The following is a 17,947-nucleotide window of genomic DNA, read 5'->3' as shown; positions in this document are numbered from 1 at the left end:
TCGGCCCGGCAGCGGCGTTGACTTCACCCTCAATGCCTATGCCGAGCCGATGGCCCGCGCCGCTGGGACGCGAGCTCAGCTGCCTGGTTCACGAATCGGTGCCGCCGACGGTCAGCTCATCGAGCTTCAGGGTTGGCTGACCAACCCCCACCGGAACGCCCTGCCCTTCCTTGCCGCAGACGCCGATACCGGTATCGAGCTCAAGGTCATGGCCGATCATCGAGACACGGCCCATGGCTTCGGGGCCGTTGCCGATCAGGGTCGCGCCCTTGACCGGCGCGGTGATCTTGCCGTCCTCGATCAGGTAGGCTTCGCTCGCCGAGAACACGAACTTGCCCGAGGTGATATCCACCTGACCACCGCCGAAGCTGACCGCATAAATGCCCCGCTTGACGCTCTTGAGGATATCCGCGGGATCGTCCTTTCCGGCCAGCATGTAGGTGTTGGTCATGCGCGGCATGGGCATGTGGGCATAGGATTCACGGCGCGCGTTGCCGGTGGGCGACATGCCCATCAGGCGTGCATTCAGCTTGTCCTGCATGTAGCCGGTCAGCACACCGTCTTCGATCAGCGGCGTGTACTGACCCGGCGTACCTTCGTCGTCGATGCTCATCGAGCCGCGGCGATCGCTCAGGGTCGCATCGTCGACTACGGTCACGCCGGGGGCGGCGACCCGCTCGCCCATGCGGCCGGCGAACGCCGAGCTGCCCTTGCGGTTGAAGTCGCCTTCGAGGCCGTGTCCCACCGCCTCATGCAGCAGAATGCCGGGCCAGCCCGCGCCCAGCACTACCGGCATCTGGCCGGCCGGGGCGTCGATGGCCTCGAGATTGACCAGCGCCTGTCGCACGGCTTCGGTAGCGAAGCGCTTGGGTGCGCCCTCGTCGCGCAGTCTCGCCATCGGGTAGCGGCCGCCACCACCGGCGCTGCCGCGTTCGCGGCGACCGTCACGCACGGCGATCACGCTGACATTGAGACGCACCAGAGGGCGAATATCCGCGCCCAGGGTGCCGTCACTGGCGCGCACCAGCACCACCTCGTGCACGCCGGTCAGGGAGGCGCTGACCTGGCTGACCGCCGAGTCCGCCGCGCGGGCGACCCGGTCGGCTTCCTTGAGCATCGCGATCTTCTCTTCCGCCGAGAGGCCGGACAGCGGATCGATCCCTGCATAGCGCTGCGAAGCGGCGGTCAATTGCGGGGCGACCTGGGTCAGCCGCGAGCCGCTACGCGCGATGCCGGACGCGGTGCGCCCGGTTTCGCGAAGCGCATCGGCGCTGACCTGGTTGGAATAGGCAAAGCCGGTCTTTTCGCCGGACATGGCGCGCACGCCGACGCCGCCATCGATGTTGTAACTGGCATCCTTGACCTCGCCATCTTCCAGCACCCAGCTCTCGTGCCAGCTGCGTTGAAAGTAGAGATCGGCAAAGTCGACGCCGGGCCCCAGGGCATGACCGAGGCCGGTATCGAGCGCCGCCAGGTCGAGGCCACCTGGGGCCAGCAGGGTGCTGACGGCAGTGTCCAGCATGTCCTGGGAAGAGAGTTCGGAGGACTTGAGCATCATTCGGCACTTTCCAGAGAAATCCGCGGATCGGTCCAAGGACCTTGCACGCGGTAGTGGATTCGGGTCACGCGGTCGATGGCACGACCGAACAGGCGCTGAGCGAGGAAGACGGCCCCGCCGATGACCGGACCACCGGCCACCAGCGCCGCCACCGGCAACGCCTGTGTCACTGGTACTGTGATCGCAAGGCGCTGATCGAGTTCACGTCGCGCCAGGTCAACCTGACCCTCGAGACTGAACTGCGTCGCCGGCGCTTCGATCTGCACGGGACCATAGGTCTCGAGAATCCCACCATACAGCGTCGCACTGCCGTTGACACGATCGAAGGCCGTGCCCTGCCCGGTGACATCGGAGAAATCCAGCCGCAGGCGGCGCAGCAGGTTATCGAAATTGAGCAACCCTATCAGCTTGGCGGAGCCCGACTGCAAGTTGAGGAAGCGGCCATCGAGCAGTTTGACATCGAGACTCCCGCGGGAACGCACCAGCGCAAATTGCCAGGGCGCTCCAGGCCAGGCTAGCTGCGACTCGACGTGAGTCTCGGCATTGCGAATCGGCACGTCCTGGCCAAGTGTGGCCAGCGCCGTGCCCAGGTCACCGCCATCCAGGCGCAGGCGAGAACGCGTCAGGCTCGAGTCGGATCCGGCGGCTTCCCAGATCAGCTCGCCCCGCGCACTCACCTGACCAAGCGTCAGGCCAAGCGGGGCAAGAACAAGCTGAGACGGCGAAGCCTTCCAACTCAGATTCAGGGGCCCCAGGGTGCTGCCAAGCCGCGTCATCTCGGCCACCCGCAACCGGCCGTCAGGCACGGCATCGAGCCAGTCCGGCAGTGGTGTCGGCGCTGGTGCAACGGCGACTTCGTCGAACACCTGGGTGGGGGCCTCTGGGGCCGGCCACAGGCCGTCGAGCGACAGCCGCGAAAGGTCTACATTGATGGGTCTGGCCGCGGATGGACGATAGTCGGCCTCGCCCTTGGCGATGCTGCCATCCAGCGCCATGCGCCAGTTGCCGCCGCCCAGCGCATCGGCGCTCGCCTGCAGGGTTCCCAGGCAGTGGTTGTTCAGCGACAGACAAGGCGTGGACAGGTCAATGGCATCCAGTGAGCCTGCGGCCGTGCCCTGACCGCCGCTCAGGTGCTGCAACGACAGCCCGGTCAGCGCGTCGATCCATGGCGATACCGGCAGTCGGTTGGTATGCCACTGCACCGACCAGCCAGGGTCTCGCTGCCAGCCAGGCTCGAGCGGCCAGTTCTCAAGCCAAAGCTGTCCCTGAGCCCCCATTGGAGCGTTGCGCCAGCGCATCCGTGCGCGATCGCGCAGGACCATCTCGCCCCGCTCGCGAGCCCGGTCAATGCTAAGCGTCAGCGGCACCGTCTCGCTGGCCGTCTTGCCAAAGGGATCCGGCAGGTTCAACGCGAGCCCCTCGAGGCGACTATCCAGCGTCACGGTCGGCTTCTCGCCATTGACCGGCATGCGTAGCGTGTAGGGGAAATAGCCACTCACCAATGGCGCCAGGTACGGCGTGCCTGCCCATTCCAGCAGGCCGCGGGCCAGGGCCCGACCATTCAGCGTCATCGTCTGGGCATCGCCGTCGAAGCGTGCCAGCAACGGGCCCTCGAAGGCCCGGGCACCAAGCTCGCCGTATAACCCTCCCCGACCATCGCGATAACGATACTCAACATCGCCATTCACGTTGAAGACGTTAAGCCCCACGGGCTCTAGGCCCAGGCGAGGCTCATCAACGCTGGCGTTAACATCCAGCGACAGCGCATCGGGAGCACCGAGATCCATTGCCAAATCGACCTTGCCGGTGACATTGCCCTGGCCGTTCCAGTCTTCCCGGCCGATATCCAGGCCGGGAATCGCCGCGAGAAAGTCCAGCAGCGCCGTGGTGCTGCCCTCGGCCTGACCGGAAACCTCGAGATGCTCACCGTTCAGGCTGACTGCCGCATCCTGAGCCTGTAGGCCGACCAGGCTGGCTTTTTCGACGTCGGCCGACAGCCGCTGATTCTCAAGGCGCAGTTGACCTTTGACACCATTGAGTGCCGGCCAGCCGGGTGCGAATGGCAGGGTGCCATCACGAATATCCAGCGCAAGCGACAGGTCCACGTCTTCGGTGCGAACATCATCGACCAGAGGCAGGTTCAGCGACAGGCTGCCGTCATCGACGAAACCAGCGACGCCACGCCCCAGCCACTCGGTGAGTTCCGGGGGAAGTGCCTTGACCGGCAACCAGTCAAGTAGATCGCCACTGGAGGCATCGACATCGGCAAAGGCAAGGTCCAGGGCCAGATGACCGGGTTCGGTGCGCCCCACTTCCAGATCGAAGCTGCCTGTCACCGGCGCACCGTGCCATCCGACCGCCAGGTCACGGCCGGTGACGCTGACGCCATCGCCCTGGTAGGCCCAACTGACCTTCCCGGAGGCCGACGATAGCGCCATCGGCGCCGCAAAGACATCAGGGAAATTTAGCGAAGCCGGCTCGTCTCCGGTGTCGGCGAAGCGGATATGGCCGGACAGATCCTCTGCCTCGACCCAGGCATCCAGGGGGCCTCCGCCCGGTGCGCCCTGCCAGGGATCGACCGCGACATCATAAAGCTCGCCGAAAGCGCGCCAATGGCCGTCGCGCTGTCCCACCTTGAGGCCGCCCACCTGCCCTCTCGGCGCCAGGCGAGCAAGGACCCGCTGCAGGCCCTCGGGCAAGGGAGCGCGTTCACGCCATGCCGCCAGGGCGGCGAGATCAAACGCGCTGGTGTTAAGCCACCAGCCATCGCCGTCTCCGCTAGCCTGCCAGTGCCTGGGTAAGGGCCGACCGGCGGCGTCAGCCTTGCCTATGGCGACTGTCTCATCGGCGGGCGGCAGGGTGGCGTCTGGCTTTTGACCAGCGCCCTCAACGGCCACATCCTCCAAACCTGGTTCAGAGCCTTGCTCAGAAGCTTGCCCGGAGCCATCTCCAGAACCAAGTGATTCTCCATCAGACGTGACGCCGGCGCCAGCAGGCGCGCTGGCGTTCGATACCGTCACATCGGTTTCCGCATCGCCCTGGGTGTTCAACCAGGCCTGCCAGCCGTCGTCTCCCCGCAGCCACTGGCCGGTGACACGAATATCCTGAAGATCCAGCGGCCGCTGCTCGTGACTCAGGCGCAACCTGGGCACATCCACATCCAGCCGCACATCCTCCAAGGCGCCGTGCCGCCAGCGCCCCCACAGCTTGGCCTCACCGCGCGCCTCATCGACCTTCAGTGGCTCATTGCGGCTGAGCACCCCGGCCAGTTCCACCAGGTGATCGAGTTCCATACGCGCCTGCAGGGCGGCATTGAAATCAGCCAGTCCTCCCTGGCCAGGCAATACCTCGAGCACCGCCGTCAGGGTCGCATCGGGATTGTCGGCCACGTGCAGCTGGCCCTCGATATGGGCACGACCGGCATCACCGGCCATCAGCAGACGGGGCGCATCGAACGCCAGGCGACGATCAAGCCCGTGCAGCACGACGCGCACGTTCTCGACTGCCAGGCGCTGGCGCAGCAGAACCCCGACCCAATAGTCGAGTCTCTCGAGCGTAAAACGGCCATCAGGGATGATTTCCGGCGGCAGCTCAGCGGGCTGCGGCCATTGCCAGCTGCGATCCGGGTTCTGGTAGAGATGCACGGTGACGCCGCGAATGTTGGCATCATCGACCCGGGGCATGCCGAGCAGGCTGGCGACGCCGTCGAGGCGCAGGCGCGCACTGTCGATTTCGAGCAGCGGCCGCGCCGGCTCGGTGCGTGAGACCAGGGTAAGGTTATCGAGGCTCAGCGACGGATCGAGGCCGTGAAAGCCACCGCTAAGCTGCCCCATGTCGAGCTCGGCGTTGAATCGATTCGAGAGCAGGCTCTCGACTTCTGGGCGAAAGCGATCCAGCTCGCCGGCCGCCAGACGCAGTGACAGCAGCAAAACGGCGAGCAAGGCCAACAGGATGGCAACGGTGGTCAATGCCCAGCGCGACAGGAGGCGAAACGGGCTCATGGCACGCCTCCTACATCAGCACGATATCGTACTGTTCCTGAGAATAGTGGGCTTCCACCTGAAAACGTATGGTTTTGCCGATAAACACTTCCAGGTCGGCAACCGAGGCCGACTCCTCGTCGAGCAGGCGATCAACCACCGCCTGGGCGGCCAGCACCATATAGGTCTCGGCGCTGTAAGCACGATCTTCGCGCAGTATCTCGCGAAAGATCTCATAACACACCGACTCCGGTGTCTTGAGGGTGCCACGGCCATGACACACCGGACAGGCTTCGCAGAGGGTCTGCTCGAGGCTCTCGCGGGTGCGCTTGCGGGTCAGCTGCACCAGGCCAAGCTCGGTGACGCCGGTGCACTTGGTCTTGGCATGGTCACGCTCAAGCGACTTTTCGAGCATGCGCAGCACCTGGCGCTGATGCTCGGTGTCATCCATGTCGATGAAGTCGATGATGATGATCCCGCCGAGGTTTCTGAGCCTTAACTGGCGAGCGATCGCCGTGGCAGCCTCGAGGTTGGTCTTGAAGATCGTCTCCTCGAGGTTGCGATGGCCGACATAGCCGCCGGTGTTGACGTCGATGGTGGTCATCGCCTCGGTGGGATCGATCACCAGATAGCCTCCGGACTTCAGCTGCACCTTGCGCCCCAGGGCCTTCTGAATTTCGTCCTCGACGCTGTAGAGATCGAAGATCGGCCGTTCGCCGGGATAGTACTCAATGCGCGATTCGTTACCGGGCATGAACTCGCGGGCGAACTCGACCAGCTTCTGGAAGTTTTCCCGGGAATCGATGCGCACCCGCTCGATCTCGTCGCGCATCACATCGCGCAGGGTGCGGATGAACAGCGGCAAGTCATCGTAAATCACGCTGGGAATACCGGCGGTGTGCTTGCGCTCGCTGACCTTGCGCCACAGCCGTAGCAGGAAGTGCATATCGGCGTAGAGCTCGTCTCGGGTCACGCCTTCGGCGGCGGTGCGAATAATGAAGCCGCCGGTGACCTCGATATCCTGCTCGGCCTGGCAGGACTCGGTCAGCTGACGCAGGCGCTCCCGCTCGCCCTCGTCCTCGATGCGCTGGGAGACGCCGTTGTGGGGCGAGTCCGGCATATAGACCAGATAGCGCGAGGGCACGGAAAGATGAGTGGTAAGCCGTGCGCCTTTCGAGCCAATCGGGTCCTTGGTGGCTTGCACCACCAGCGGCTGGCCCTCCTGGAGCAACTGACTGATCGACACCTGCTCGTCGAGCGGCGTGTTGGGCGCCATGACCTCGTGAGCATGAATAAAGGCGGCGCGGTCGATGCCAATGTCGACGAAGGCGGCCTGCATGCCGGGCAGCACCCGCACCACTTTGCCCCGATAGATATTGCCGACGATGCCCCTTCGCCCGCTGCGCTCGATAAAGGCTTCCTGCAGGACGCCGTTCTCGACCACTGCCACGCGCGTTTCCATGGGCGTTAGATTGATCAGTACTTCACCGCTCATGCGGGCTTCCTTAATCATTTGCTCATACGGGTATTATGACACAGCTGCCTGGCCACTCATCCACAGCGCCACGCCCTGGCGCGCAAGCAGTTCGGCGGTTTCATAAAGCGGCAGGCCAACCACGGCGCTATGACTGCCTTCGATATGGGACACGAACACCGCTGCCCGGCCCTGAATGCCATACCCCCCGGCCTTGTCCCGGGGCTCGCCGGTCGCCCAATAGGCGGCCGCCTCAGCGGCACTGATCGCACGCAGGGTGACCCGGGTCGTGACGCAGATATCCAGCAGTCCCTGAGGGCCACTCACCGCCACCCCCGTAAGCACTTCATGGGTGTTGCCAGAGAGCGCCGCCAGCATCTCGAGGGCATGGGCGCGGTCGCGGGGCTTGCCGAGGATTTCGCCGTCGAGCACCACCGCCGTATCCGACCCTAGCACCGGAAGTTCAGAGAGGACTGCACCGGCAAGCGCCTTTACGCGCGCCAGGCGACAGACATAGTCACGGGGAAGCTCTCCCGGCAACGGCGTCTCGTCGATATCGACCGGGCGCACCTCACAGTCAACGTCGATCGACGCCAATAGCTCGAGTCGGCGCGGGGACGCCGAGGCCAGACACAGAATAGCCACGCACTCCTCCTTTGAGTGACAGGCCTCCGTCAGGACACGGCAAAGCGACGGCGCAGGGCCTGCAGCATGGTGAACAGCCAGGGCCACAGGACAGCGCCGATCAATGACGGCAGCAGGAAGGCCAGATGAATGGAAAAGGGACCAAACAGGGTCATCAACCACTGATCGACCAGTTGCACGATGCCGAGCAGCACAAAGATCAGCACCGCCTGCTGCACCAGCGAATAGGCGCGCATGCGCTGACAGACCAGGGCAACCAGAAAGGCCAAGAGTGACAGCGCCAGGGCATTCAGACCAAGCGGCGAACCCTCGATAAGATCAAGCAGAATGCCCAGCACGAAACCGTGAAAGACCCCGATGCGCCGGGGCATCACCATGCACCAGAAGACCAGCATCAGACCCAGCCAATCGGGCCGCCACATCAGCCACTTGTCGGCGAGCGGCATGACCTGCAGGCACAGTGCCAGCAGCAAGGTCGACCACACCAGCAGGTATCCGCGCAGTCCCATGGCAGCCATCAGCGCATCAACTCCTTGGGCAGAGGATCGAGGTCAAAGTCGTCCGTCCAAAGCGAATCCCCGGCGGCGACATCGACATCCGGTGGAAACAGCAGCAGGAAGTGCCTGGCGCGTTGCAGCTTCGCCACCGGCGTGGCCATCACCGTAGCAAAGGGCTTGCCAGGGTCATGCGCCACCTCACTGACTCGTGCCACCGGATAGCCGACCGGGAAGCGACCGGCGAGTCCCGAGGACACCAGCAGGTCGCCTTCGCGGATATCGGCGGTGTCGGGCACATGCAGTACGCGCATGGCGTCAAAGCGCCCCGTGCCCTGAATGATGAACCGCAGCCCGTTGCGGTTTACCTGCACCGGCATCGCATGATTGGCATCGGCCACCATCAGCACCCGGCTGGTATAGGCCGAGACCGAGGTGACCTGCCCCACCAGCCCGGAAGCATCCATCACCGGCTGCCCCACATAGACCCCATCGCGACGGCCGCGATCGACGACCATCTGTTGGGTGAAGGGGTCTGAATCCAGCGACAGGAGTTCCGCGGTGAGAAAGGGAATATCATCGCGCTGGGTGGCGTTCAGGAGTTCGCGCAACCGCACGTTTTCTGCGGTCAGGCTGGCCATCCGCTGGACACGATGTGACAGGGTCAGCAACTGCTGACGAAGCTGGCGATTCTCATCGACAAGGGCGCGCTGATCAGACATCGCGAGCGAGCCCCATGACAGGACATCACTGGGCAGGCTGACCAGCCACTGTATGGGCGCAACCACGGTCGACAGCTGTGCCCGCAAGGCTTCGACCCGCGACAATTGATGTTCGGCAAACATCAACGTTAGTGCCAGCACCGCACACAGCAGCATGCGGTAACCGGGCACTGGCGCGTGCGTGAACAGCGGTTTGATAAGCGTTCCCCCGGGTCACGGTCTAGCGAACTGATCAGTCGCTGGAGAGTAGCTCGAAGGTATGCTGATCAATCATTTCCAGCGCCTTGCCGCCACCACGCGCCACGCAGGTCAGCGGATCTTCGGCAACGATCACCGGCAGGCCGGTTTCCTCGGAAATGAGCTTGTCTAGGTCGCGCAGCAGAGCACCGCCGCCAGTCAGCACCAGGCCGCGCTCGGCGATGTCCGAGGCAAGCTCGGGGGGAGACTGTTCGAGGGCACTCTTCACGGCCGTGACGATGGCCGCCAGCGTTTCCTGCAAGGCATCGAGGGCCTCATGGGAGTTCAGCGTGAAGCTGCGCGGAATGCCTTCGGCCAGGTTGCGACCGCGCACGTCGATCTCGCGCAGCTCACCGCCCGGGTAGGCGCAACCGATCTCTTCCTTGATGCGCTCGGCAGTCGCCTCACCGATCAGGCTGCCGTAATGACGGCGCACATAGGCGGTTATGGCCTCGTCGAAGCGGTCGCCGCCGACGCGGATGGATTCCGAGTAGACCACGCCGTTAAGCGAGATAATCGCGATTTCGCTGGTACCGCCACCGATATCGACGACCATCGAGCCTTGGGCCTCTTCGACCGGCAGGCCGGCCCCAATGGCGGCTGCCATTGGCTCTTCGATCAGGAATACTTCGCGGGCGCCAGCGCCCTCGGCAGATTCCTTGATCGCACGGCGCTCGACTTGAGTCGACATGCAAGGCACGCAGACCAGCACCCGCGGACTCGGCGTCAAGAAGGTGCTTTGGTGCACCTTGCGGATAAAGTGCTGAAGCATCTGCTCGGTCACGGTGAAATCGGCGATCACGCCATCCTTCATCGGCCGGATGGCAGTGATATTGCCCGGCGTACGGCCCAGCATGCGCTTGGCATCAATGCCCACAGCAGCCACGGTGCGCATATTGCCCGATTGGCGAATCGCCACCACGGAAGGCTCATCGAGCACGATGCCCCGTCCGCGAACATAGATCAGCGTGTTGGCCGTACCCAAGTCGATCGAGAGATCGCTGGAGAACAGCCCACGTAAACGTTTAAACATGGAAGTCTTTCACCTAGTGCAGACCGGAACCCTGTGCGGACGCAAACGGTACCATCGCCGCTTTAATGCAGCAAGCGACATCGGGGGCGGACGCGAGAGTGGAAGCCCTGCCAGTTGGCCCAGGATATGGTACATTTTGCGGTTATTTACTGCGGCAGACGCCAGCTCGGCGCCGCCGCCACGATCCATGCTCAAGGGATATCCACCATGGCGCTTGAACCGCAAGACGTGCAGCGCGCGGCGCATCTGGCCCGACTGGGCCTTGATGAGACAGACGCCGACCGCTATGTCGACGACCTGACCCGTATTCTCGAGATGGCCGACCAGCTTCAGGCGGTCGACACCGACGGCGTGGCCCCGTTGGCGCACCCGCTGGATGCCACTCAGCGTCTGCGCGCCGACGAGGTCACCGAGACCGACCAGCGCGAGCGCTTCCAACGCAACGCCCCGGCGGTAGAGAACGGCCTCTACTTGGTGCCCCGCGTCGTCGAATGAGCCCTGCTCGCTGCCTGAATGCCTCATCTGGAGCCAAGCCTCAATGCATGACATGACCCTGACCGAGCTTGCCCGCGCCCTCGAGGCCGGCGAGTTCACCAGCCGCCAATTGACCGAATCGTTGCTCGCACGCGTCGAGCGCCTCGACGGCGACCTCAACAGCTTCATCAGCGTGACCGCCGAGCAGGCACTGGCCGCCGCCGATGCCGCCGACGCCGCCCGCGGCCGCGGCGAAGCCGGCCCGCTCACCGGCCTTCCGCTGGCCCTGAAAGACATCTTCTGCACCCAGGATGTACGGACCAGCTGTGGCTCGAAGATGCTCGACAATTTCGTTGCGCCCTATGACGCGCATGTGGTCGAGAAGCTCAAGACCGCCGGCACCGTGAGCCTTGGCAAGACCAACATGGACGAGTTCGCCATGGGCTCCTCCAACGAAAACAGCTACTATGGCCCGGTCAAGAACCCCTGGGATCTCACCGCCGTGCCCGGTGGCAGCTCCGGTGGCAGTGCCGCCGCCGTGGCTGCAGGCCTGGTACCGGCGGCGCTGGGTACCGACACCGGCGGCTCGATTCGCCAGCCGGCCGCCTTCTGCGGCATTACCGGCCTGAAGCCCACCTATGGGCGCGTCTCCCGCTACGGCATGGTGGCCTACGCCTCGAGCCTCGATCAGGCCGGCCCCATGGCCCGCACCGCCGAGGACTGCGCACTGCTGCTGAGCGCCATCGCCGGGCATGACCTGCGCGACTCCACCAGCGTGGCCCGTGGTGTGCCCGACTATCGCGCCGAGCTTGGCGCGTCGCTGTCCGGCCTCAAGATCGGCCTACCCAAGGAATACTTCGGCGATGGCCTGGACCCGGCGGTTGAGAGCGCCATTCGCGAGGCGGTCAAGGTCTACGAATCCCTCGGCGCTACCGTGCAGGAAGTCAGCCTGCCGCATACCCATCACGCCATCCCAGCCTACTACGTCATCGCCCCGGCCGAGGCGTCCTCGAACCTGTCCCGCTATGACGGCGTGCGCTTCGGTCATCGCTGCGACGCGCCCAAGGATCTCGAGGATCTCTACAAGCGCTCCCGGGCCGAAGGCTTCGGCGACGAGGTCAAGCGCCGCATCCTGATCGGCACTCACACCCTCTCCGAAGGCTTCTTCGACGCCTACTACAAGAAGGCCCAACAGGTTCGCCGCCTGATCCGCCAGGATTTCATGGACGCCTTCGAACAAGTCGACGTGCTGATGGGCCCGTCGACGCCGACGCCGGCCTTTGACCTGGGCGCCAACAAGGACCCGGTGTCCATGTACCTGCAGGACATCTACACCATTGCCATCAACCTGGCTGGCATTCCCGGCATCAGCGTGCCGGCAGGCGCCGTCAACGGCCGCCCGGTGGGTCTGCAGATCCTCGGCCCGCACTTCGCCGAATCGCAGCTACTCAACGTCGCCCACCAGTTCCAGCAGGTCACCGACTGGCACCAGCAACGCCCGGCCTTCGGCAAGGAGAACGCATGATGCAATGGGAAACCGTGATCGGCCTAGAGGTCCACGTCCAGCTGGCCACCCGCTCGAAGATCTTCTCCGGGGCCTCCACCGCCTTCGGCGCCGAGCCCAACAGCCAGGCCTGCGCCGTTGATCTGGGCCTGCCCGGGGTCCTGCCGGTGCTCAACGAGTCCGCCGTGGCCATGGCGGTGCAGTTCGGGCTCGGCATCGATGCCGAGATTCCCGAGGTCTCGATCTTCGATCGCAAGAACTACTTCTACCCGGACCTGCCCAAGGGCTACCAGACCAGCCAGATGTATCACCCGATCGTCGGGCCGGGCGAGGTCGAGATCACCCTCGATGACGGCGAAACGAAGCGCATCCGCGTTCATCACGCCCACCTCGAGGAAGACGCCGGCAAGTCGCTGCACGAGGACTTCCATGGCATGACCGGGGTCGACCTGAACCGCGCCGGCACACCGCTTCTGGAGATCGTCTCAGAGCCCGACATGCGCTCTGCCAAGGAAGCCGCGGCCTACCTGAAGGCGATCCACTCCATCGTCACCTACCTTGGCATCTCGGATGGCAACATGGCCGAGGGCTCGATGCGCTGCGACGTCAACGTCTCGGTGCGTCCCAAGGGGCAGGAGGCCTTCGGCACCCGCGCCGAGATCAAGAACGTCAACTCCTTCCGCTTCGTCGAGCGCGCCATCGCCTTCGAGGTCGAACGCCAGGTCGAACTGCTCGAGGACGGCGGCAAGGTCGTGCAGGAAACGCGCCTGTACGACCCCGACGCCGACGAGACCCGCAGCATGCGCACCAAGGAGGAGGCCAACGACTACCGTTACTTCCCCTGCCCCGACCTGCTGCCAGTGGTGCTCGATGACGCCTACGTGGACCACCTGCGCACCTCGCTGCCGGAACTGCCCGCAGAGAAACGCGCACGCTTCCAGGGCGAGCTGGGGCTGTCCGCCTACGATGCCGGCGTGCTCTCGGCGACCCGCGCCATGGCCGATTTCTTCGAGGGGGTGAAGGACGTCTGCGGCGATGCCAAGCTGGCCGCCAACTGGGTACAGGGCGAATTCGCCGGCCGCCTCAACAAGGAAGGCCTGGAGATCGCCTCGAGTCCGGTATCGGCTACCCAGCTTGGCGAGCTGGTGGCGCGGGTCAAGGACGAGACCATCAACGGCAAGGCCGCCAAGCAGGTCTTCGCCGCGCTGTGGGACGGTGAAGGCGACAGCGCCGATGCGATCATCGAGGCCCGCGGCCTCAAGCAGGTCACCGACACCGGCGCCATCGAGGCGATGATCGATCAGGTGATCGCTGACAGCCCGGTGCAGGTCGCCCAGTATCGCGATGCAGAACCGGATAAGCGCGGCAAGATGATCGGCTACTTCGTCGGCCAGGTCATGAAGGCCTCCCGCGGCACCGCGAATCCCCAGCAGGTCAACGGCTTACTCAAGGAAAAGCTCGACGCCCTGTGCTGAACCATCCAAGGCACTGAATGGCAGGCGTGGGAAGTGAATCCCGCGCGCTGCCCGCAACGCAAGACGCCCCCTTTGAAGGGGGCGTCGTCGTATACGGCGGTGTCACTACCATCAGGCCCGGTCAGCCGCTCTTGTGCGCCTCGATCTGCTCTCGCAGGGCTTCCGCTTCGGCGGTCAAGGAGGCATTGGCGTGCATGTCGCCATTGCGGGCGGCTTCCATGGCCTGCTCAAGCTTGCGCTCATAGGCCTTCTGCAGCTTCTTGGTCGGGTCGCTCTTGAAGATCCCAAACATGGCGTCGCTCCTGAAGTAATGTCCCTGCAGACTACGCCAATTTATGTACAATATCGATACAGGTATTGTACATCGCTATGCCTTCCCGCCTCCCCACTCTTCGACCATTCCCCTAGACGATTTGGTGCCCCATGCGCCCCGCTACCCGCCAGACTCTTTAAGAACCGTCATGTGCTGTTAGTGACGAGGGTGCGCCTAAGCCCCACTCTCTCTGTTTCCATCCGTCGCCCGGAACGGCGACGTCCTTCGACCCTCCCCACCCGGCATGGAAGCCCTACGGGCCAGCCAGACTTCCCCTCAAGGGGGCTTGCCATGAAGACACTTACCTACCGGACTCTGGAGGGCGATGAACAGTCATTGCCCCTAGAAGCCATTGACCGCCTGCGCGCCGCCCTTCACGGCAGCGTGATCACCCTGGACGATGCCAGCTATGACATGCTGCGCCAGCTGTGGAATGGCATGCTGGACCGGCACCCTGCACTGATCGCCCGCTGCCTGGGCGCCAATGACGTCGCCCAGGCCATTAACTTCGCCCGCGATCATGCCATGCGGCTCAGCGTGCGGGGAGGTGGCCATCATATCGCCGGCAATGCCATCGCCGAGCAAGGCATGACTATCGACCTTTCGGCGCTGCGCAACGTGCGGGTGGATCCGCGCCGACGGACTGCCCGGGTCGATCCTGGCGCCCTGCTCGGCGATCTCGACCGGGAGACCCAGGCCTTCGGGCTGGCCACACCACTGGGCATCAACGCCACTACCGGGGTCGCTGGCCTCTGCCTGGGCGGGGGATTCGGCTGGCTGACGCGGCGCCACGGCCTGACCGCTGACAATCTACTGAGCGCCGACATTGTCACCGCCGATGGTCAGCGCCACTGGGTCTCGGCCAGCGAGGAGCCCGACCTTTTCTGGGCCATTCGCGGTGGCGGCGGCAACTTCGGCGTCGTGACCTCCTTCGAGTTCCAGCTCCACCCGGTGGGCCCCGACGTTTACGCGGGCCTGGTGGTCTACCCCTTCGATCAGGCCGAGCGGGTGATGCGCGCCTGGCGGGACTTCACCCAGACCGCTCCTGACGAACTCAGCGTCTGGGCAGTGCTCCGCCAGGCCCCACCGCTGCCCTTCCTGCCCGAATCCGCCCATGGCCAACCGGTAGTGGTATTTGCCCTGCTCTATGCCGGTGAGATCGCCGAGGGCGAACGCCTGGCGGCTCCAGTACTTGCCTTCGGCACCCCGCTCGGCGAGCATCTCGGCGCCCAGCCCTACACCGCTTTCCAGTCGGCCTTCGACCCCCTGCTCACCCCGGGCGCACGCAACTATTGGAAGTCCCACGATTTCGCTCGGCTCGATGATGAGGCTCTCGCGGCGCTGATCCGCGCGGCCGAGACACTGCCCGGCCCGGAGTGCGAGATCTTCGCCGCCCAGTTGGGCGGCGCCATGGCCCGGGTTGAGCCCAGCGCCACCGCCTACGCGGGACGCAACGCCACCTATGTCGTGAATGTTCATGGCCGTTGGCAAGCCGCCGAGGACGATGCCCGCTGCCGCGACTGGGCCCGCCAGGCCTTTACGTCCCTGGCGCCCTTCGCCACGGGCGGCGGTTATGTGAACTTCCTCACCGAGGATGAAGGCGACCGGGTGGCGGCGGCCTACGGGATCAACTTTGCCCGCCTACAGGCCATCAAGCAGCAGGTCGACCCCGGCAACCTGTTCCGCATGAACCTCAACATCCCTCCGCAAGTCGGCGAGGTGGCAGCCTGACAGGCCAGCGGGAAAGCGGGAAAGCGCCGAGAAACGTGCGGCAGACTGGAAGGCACATTGACCGGATAATCATGACGACACGGGCGCCACCAGGCGCCCGGCATGGGAATGGAAACAGGCATGGGAACAGGCATGGAAAATATCGAAGGCCGACAGCATGCCGGCCCGACCACCTAGCCCTTCGCTTCAGCCCTGAGAGTCACCCTGAGACGTTGCCTGACCAGCCTGCCACTGGGGCTGGCCGTTCTGCATCAACACCCGGTTGCCCTGGGGCGCCTCATCGAGACGGGCGCTGAAGACCTGACCATCGACCCGGTATTCCACGTCATACCCCAGGTGCTCCTGACGGGTATCGGTGACGGTGTGGCACTCTTGTCGGGTGGTGGTGCTGGTCTGACCGGCCTCGATGCGCCCCTGAACCTCGCGCCCCGCCAGGCCACCGCCCACGGCACCGGCCACAGTGGCGATCTTCTTGCCATTACCACCGCCGACCTGATTGCCGAGCAGGCCGCCGACGATGGCACCCGCGGCGGTGCCGATGATGCGATTGGGGTCGCGGCTGGGCGCCTGCTGGCTGACCACCACGTTCTCGCAGACCTGGCGCGGCGTCTCGACGGTTCGCGTCGCCGCCTCGACCTGCAGGATGTCGGCATAGACCGGCTCAGGCGCTTGGGAATAGCTGCTGACCTGATAGGCCCCCACCGCCAAGCCGCCAAGACCGAGAACTGACAGGGTGCTACCAATCACGATGGACTTGTTCATCACTCGCTCCTCAAACACGACACAGGGGTCGACCACACAGGGGTCGACATGGATAAGAGTCGGCTCGGGGGAATCCAAAAACTGGAATCTCGCCCCCGGGGCACGCGCTGGCGCCAGGCGAGGTGACGGGAAAGGATGAGACGAGGACTCGGGCGACATCCTGCCGCTGACGAGTCGGAGACGGGCGGAGTATAGCGCAGGGATCATAAAGCAGACACGTGAATCACGGCAGCTGTGCGGTGTTTCCACACTTGCCGACGGCCTGTCGCCATCGGCAGACGCAGTGAGACGAAGCCCTCAGCCGGCGCCATTCATGCGCCCAAACGAGCAAAGGCCCGGAGCCGTCATGGCGACCCCGGGCCCAGCAGACATGATCCATTGAGGATTAGCGCGCCTGAACTTCTGACCATAGCTGCTGGAAGATCTGCAGCTCGTCGCCTGCAAGGCTCGGGATGAAGCGCAGCCGCTGCATGTCCTCATCGCTTGGCTGCACCGGCGGCTGGGTCAGCACCGCGTCCAGATACGGCTCAGCAGCCGCATTGGGGCTTGCGTAGTAGTTGTAGTTCGACAGCTGGGCGCCTACCTTCGCTTCGAGCAGGAAGTCGATGAAGGCATGGGCGAGATCGGGGTTTGGCGCCTCGGCGGGAATCATCATGGTATCGACCCACATCTCGGCTCCTTCATCGGGGATCATGAAGGCGGTATTCGCGAAACCCTCGGGATCTTCTTCCTTGAAAGCCAGATAGTCGCCGTTGAAGCTCATCGCCGCATGCACCACGCCGCGGGACAGCTGCTGCAGCGCCGGGGTGCCGTCGGTGAAGCCGCTGAAGGTGTCACGTCCCTTGGTCTCGATCAGAAGCTTCGCCGCCTCCCGCCAGGCATCCAGGCCTGTGCAGTCATAGCCATGGCCGAGATAGGCGCAGGCCCCACCCATGGTCACCTGCCCATCGCCCGCTACCGCGAAGGGGTAATCCGGATTCTCGTCCGAATCGAACAGCAGCGACCAGCTCTTCGGCGCGTCGGGGAAGGTGTCGGTGTTGTAGATGATGCCGGTGGTGCCCCACTGGTAGGGCACGCTGTAGTCGCCGCCCGGGTCATAACCGGGGTCTTGGAAGGTGTCCAAGACGTTATCGAGGTGCGAAAGCTTCGTCTTGTCCAGGGGCTGCACCAGGCCGGTCTCGATCAGGCGCGGCACATAGTAGTTGGACGGCACGATCACGTCATACTGGGACACGCCGCCAGCATTGAGCTTGGCAAACATCTCCGGCAAAGAGTTGAAATAGTTCTGCACCACCTCGACATCGTAGCGCTCCTCGAAGGCATCGATGATCGCCGGGTCCATGTACTCGGTCCAGTTGAACAGATAGAGCTTGTCGTCTGCGGCCTGAGCGCCGCCGGCCAGCATCAGGCCGATGAGTGGCCAGGCCAGGCGGACCGAACGAAGGAAGGGACGAGGAAGCGAATGCAGCATGCGTGACTCTCCTGAGTAGCGATGATGTGATGTTAGCGGGATGAGATCGGCGAAACCGGCAGGGTGCCACGTCA

At 64.4% G+C, this 17,947-nt stretch carries 14 protein-coding genes; 4 read left to right on the top strand and 10 right to left on the bottom strand.

The features are described from left to right. Positions 1-88: 88 nt before the first annotated feature. The 7 genes from tldD to Q2K57_RS12430 form a co-directional block, all read right to left on the bottom strand. A complete protein-coding gene (tldD, locus tag Q2K57_RS12460; RefSeq protein ID WP_258395889.1) occupies positions 89-1,558 on the bottom strand; it encodes a metalloprotease TldD in 1,470 nt (489 codons plus the stop codon). Continuing rightward, a complete protein-coding gene (locus Q2K57_RS12455) occupies positions 1,555-5,559 on the bottom strand; it encodes a YhdP family protein (RefSeq protein ID WP_304525260.1) in 4,005 nt (1,334 codons plus the stop codon). Before Q2K57_RS12455 ends, tldD begins: the two co-directional genes overlap by 4 nt. A gap of 10 nt (positions 5,560-5,569) precedes the next feature. Next, positions 5,570-7,033, bottom strand: a complete 1,464-nt coding sequence (gene rng / locus Q2K57_RS12450) for a ribonuclease G (protein WP_304525259.1) — start codon at positions 7,031-7,033, stop codon at positions 5,570-5,572. Positions 7,034-7,066: 33 nt separating this feature from the next. Then, positions 7,067-7,651 carry a nucleoside triphosphate pyrophosphatase gene (locus Q2K57_RS12445; RefSeq protein ID WP_304526696.1) on the bottom strand — a complete coding sequence of 195 codons (585 nt, stop codon included), beginning with the start codon at positions 7,649-7,651 and terminating at the stop codon, positions 7,067-7,069. Between the two features lie 35 nt (positions 7,652-7,686). After that, positions 7,687-8,175, bottom strand: coding sequence for a rod shape-determining protein MreD (gene mreD, locus Q2K57_RS12440; protein WP_304525258.1), 489 nt, complete (start codon positions 8,173-8,175; stop codon positions 7,687-7,689). Further along, positions 8,175-9,029 (bottom strand): rod shape-determining protein MreC, encoded by an 855-nt coding sequence (gene mreC / locus Q2K57_RS12435; RefSeq protein WP_304525257.1) that lies wholly within the window; start codon positions 9,027-9,029, stop codon positions 8,175-8,177. The genes mreD and mreC overlap by 1 nt, the downstream gene beginning before the upstream one ends. Positions 9,030-9,105: 76 nt before the next feature. Further along, positions 9,106-10,143, bottom strand: coding sequence for a rod shape-determining protein (locus Q2K57_RS12430; protein ID WP_112053387.1), 1,038 nt, complete (start codon positions 10,141-10,143; stop codon positions 9,106-9,108). Positions 10,144-10,350: 207 nt separating this feature from the next. Between Q2K57_RS12430 and gatC the strand changes: the two genes are divergently transcribed. Genes gatC through gatB form a run of 3 tightly spaced genes read left to right on the top strand, consistent with a single transcriptional unit; the run spans position 10,351 to position 13,596 of the window. Next, positions 10,351-10,638, top strand: a complete 288-nt coding sequence (gene gatC, locus Q2K57_RS12425) for an Asp-tRNA(Asn)/Glu-tRNA(Gln) amidotransferase subunit GatC (RefSeq protein ID WP_112053388.1) — start codon at positions 10,351-10,353, stop codon at positions 10,636-10,638. A gap of 43 nt (positions 10,639-10,681) precedes the next feature. Then, positions 10,682-12,142 (top strand): Asp-tRNA(Asn)/Glu-tRNA(Gln) amidotransferase subunit GatA, encoded by a 1,461-nt coding sequence (gatA, locus tag Q2K57_RS12420; protein WP_304525256.1) that lies wholly within the window; start codon positions 10,682-10,684, stop codon positions 12,140-12,142. Then, entirely contained in the window at positions 12,142-13,596 is a 1,455-nt protein-coding gene (gene gatB / locus Q2K57_RS12415) for an Asp-tRNA(Asn)/Glu-tRNA(Gln) amidotransferase subunit GatB (protein WP_112053599.1), read from the top strand. Before gatA ends, gatB begins: the two co-directional genes overlap by 1 nt. Before the next feature lie 121 nt (positions 13,597-13,717). On the opposite strand, the gene Q2K57_RS12410 is transcribed toward gatB, so the two are convergent. Beyond that, positions 13,718-13,888, bottom strand: a complete 171-nt coding sequence (locus tag Q2K57_RS12410; protein WP_112053390.1) for a DUF6435 family protein — start codon at positions 13,886-13,888, stop codon at positions 13,718-13,720. Between the two features lie 312 nt (positions 13,889-14,200). Between Q2K57_RS12410 and Q2K57_RS12405 the strand changes: the two genes are divergently transcribed. Then, positions 14,201-15,640: an FAD-binding oxidoreductase gene (locus tag Q2K57_RS12405; RefSeq protein ID WP_304525255.1), complete on the top strand. Its 1,440-nt coding sequence runs from the start codon at positions 14,201-14,203 to the stop codon at positions 15,638-15,640. Between the two features lie 186 nt (positions 15,641-15,826). On the opposite strand, the gene Q2K57_RS12400 is transcribed toward Q2K57_RS12405, so the two are convergent. Further along, a complete protein-coding gene (locus Q2K57_RS12400) occupies positions 15,827-16,402 on the bottom strand; it encodes a glycine zipper 2TM domain-containing protein (RefSeq protein WP_112053392.1) in 576 nt (191 codons plus the stop codon). Positions 16,403-16,787: 385 nt separating this feature from the next. Beyond that, on the bottom strand, positions 16,788-17,873 hold the full coding sequence (locus Q2K57_RS12395; RefSeq protein ID WP_304525254.1) for a PotD/PotF family extracellular solute-binding protein: 1,086 nt from the start codon (positions 17,871-17,873) through the stop codon (positions 16,788-16,790). Positions 17,874-17,947: the final 74 nt, after the last annotated feature.

This window comes from Halomonas sp. I5-271120 (assembly GCF_030553075.1).
Taxonomy (GTDB): domain Bacteria; phylum Pseudomonadota; class Gammaproteobacteria; order Pseudomonadales; family Halomonadaceae; genus Onishia; species Onishia taeanensis_A.
This window is presented reverse-complemented; position numbering and strand designations above follow the sequence as displayed.

What these genes read in the sequence shown, in the direction of transcription:
- tldD (WP_258395889.1), bottom strand. Translation starts at nt 1,558, where the DNA reads ATGATGCTCAAGTCCTCCGAACTCTCTTCCCAGGACATGCTGGACACT.
- Q2K57_RS12455 (WP_304525260.1), bottom strand. Translation starts at nt 5,559, where the DNA reads ATGAGCCCGTTTCGCCTCCTGTCGCGCTGGGCATTGACCACCGTTGCC.
- rng (WP_304525259.1), bottom strand. Translation starts at nt 7,033, where the DNA reads ATGAGCGGTGAAGTACTGATCAATCTAACGCCCATGGAAACGCGCGTG.
- mreD (WP_304525258.1), bottom strand. Translation starts at nt 8,175, where the DNA reads ATGGCTGCCATGGGACTGCGCGGATACCTGCTGGTGTGGTCGACCTTG.
- mreC (WP_304525257.1), bottom strand. Translation starts at nt 9,029, where the DNA reads ATGCTGCTGTGTGCGGTGCTGGCACTAACGTTGATGTTTGCCGAACAT.
- Q2K57_RS12430 (WP_112053387.1), bottom strand. Translation starts at nt 10,143, where the DNA reads ATGTTTAAACGTTTACGTGGGCTGTTCTCCAGCGATCTCTCGATCGAC.
- gatC (WP_112053388.1), top strand. Translation starts at nt 10,351, where the DNA reads ATGGCGCTTGAACCGCAAGACGTGCAGCGCGCGGCGCATCTGGCCCGA.
- gatA (WP_304525256.1), top strand. Translation starts at nt 10,682, where the DNA reads ATGCATGACATGACCCTGACCGAGCTTGCCCGCGCCCTCGAGGCCGGC.
- gatB (WP_112053599.1), top strand. Translation starts at nt 12,142, where the DNA reads ATGCAATGGGAAACCGTGATCGGCCTAGAGGTCCACGTCCAGCTGGCC.
- Q2K57_RS12410 (WP_112053390.1), bottom strand. Translation starts at nt 13,888, where the DNA reads ATGTTTGGGATCTTCAAGAGCGACCCGACCAAGAAGCTGCAGAAGGCC.
- Q2K57_RS12405 (WP_304525255.1), top strand. Translation starts at nt 14,201, where the DNA reads ATGAAGACACTTACCTACCGGACTCTGGAGGGCGATGAACAGTCATTG.
- Q2K57_RS12400 (WP_112053392.1), bottom strand. Translation starts at nt 16,402, where the DNA reads ATGAACAAGTCCATCGTGATTGGTAGCACCCTGTCAGTTCTCGGTCTT.
- Q2K57_RS12395 (WP_304525254.1), bottom strand. Translation starts at nt 17,873, where the DNA reads ATGCTGCATTCGCTTCCTCGTCCCTTCCTTCGTTCGGTCCGCCTGGCC.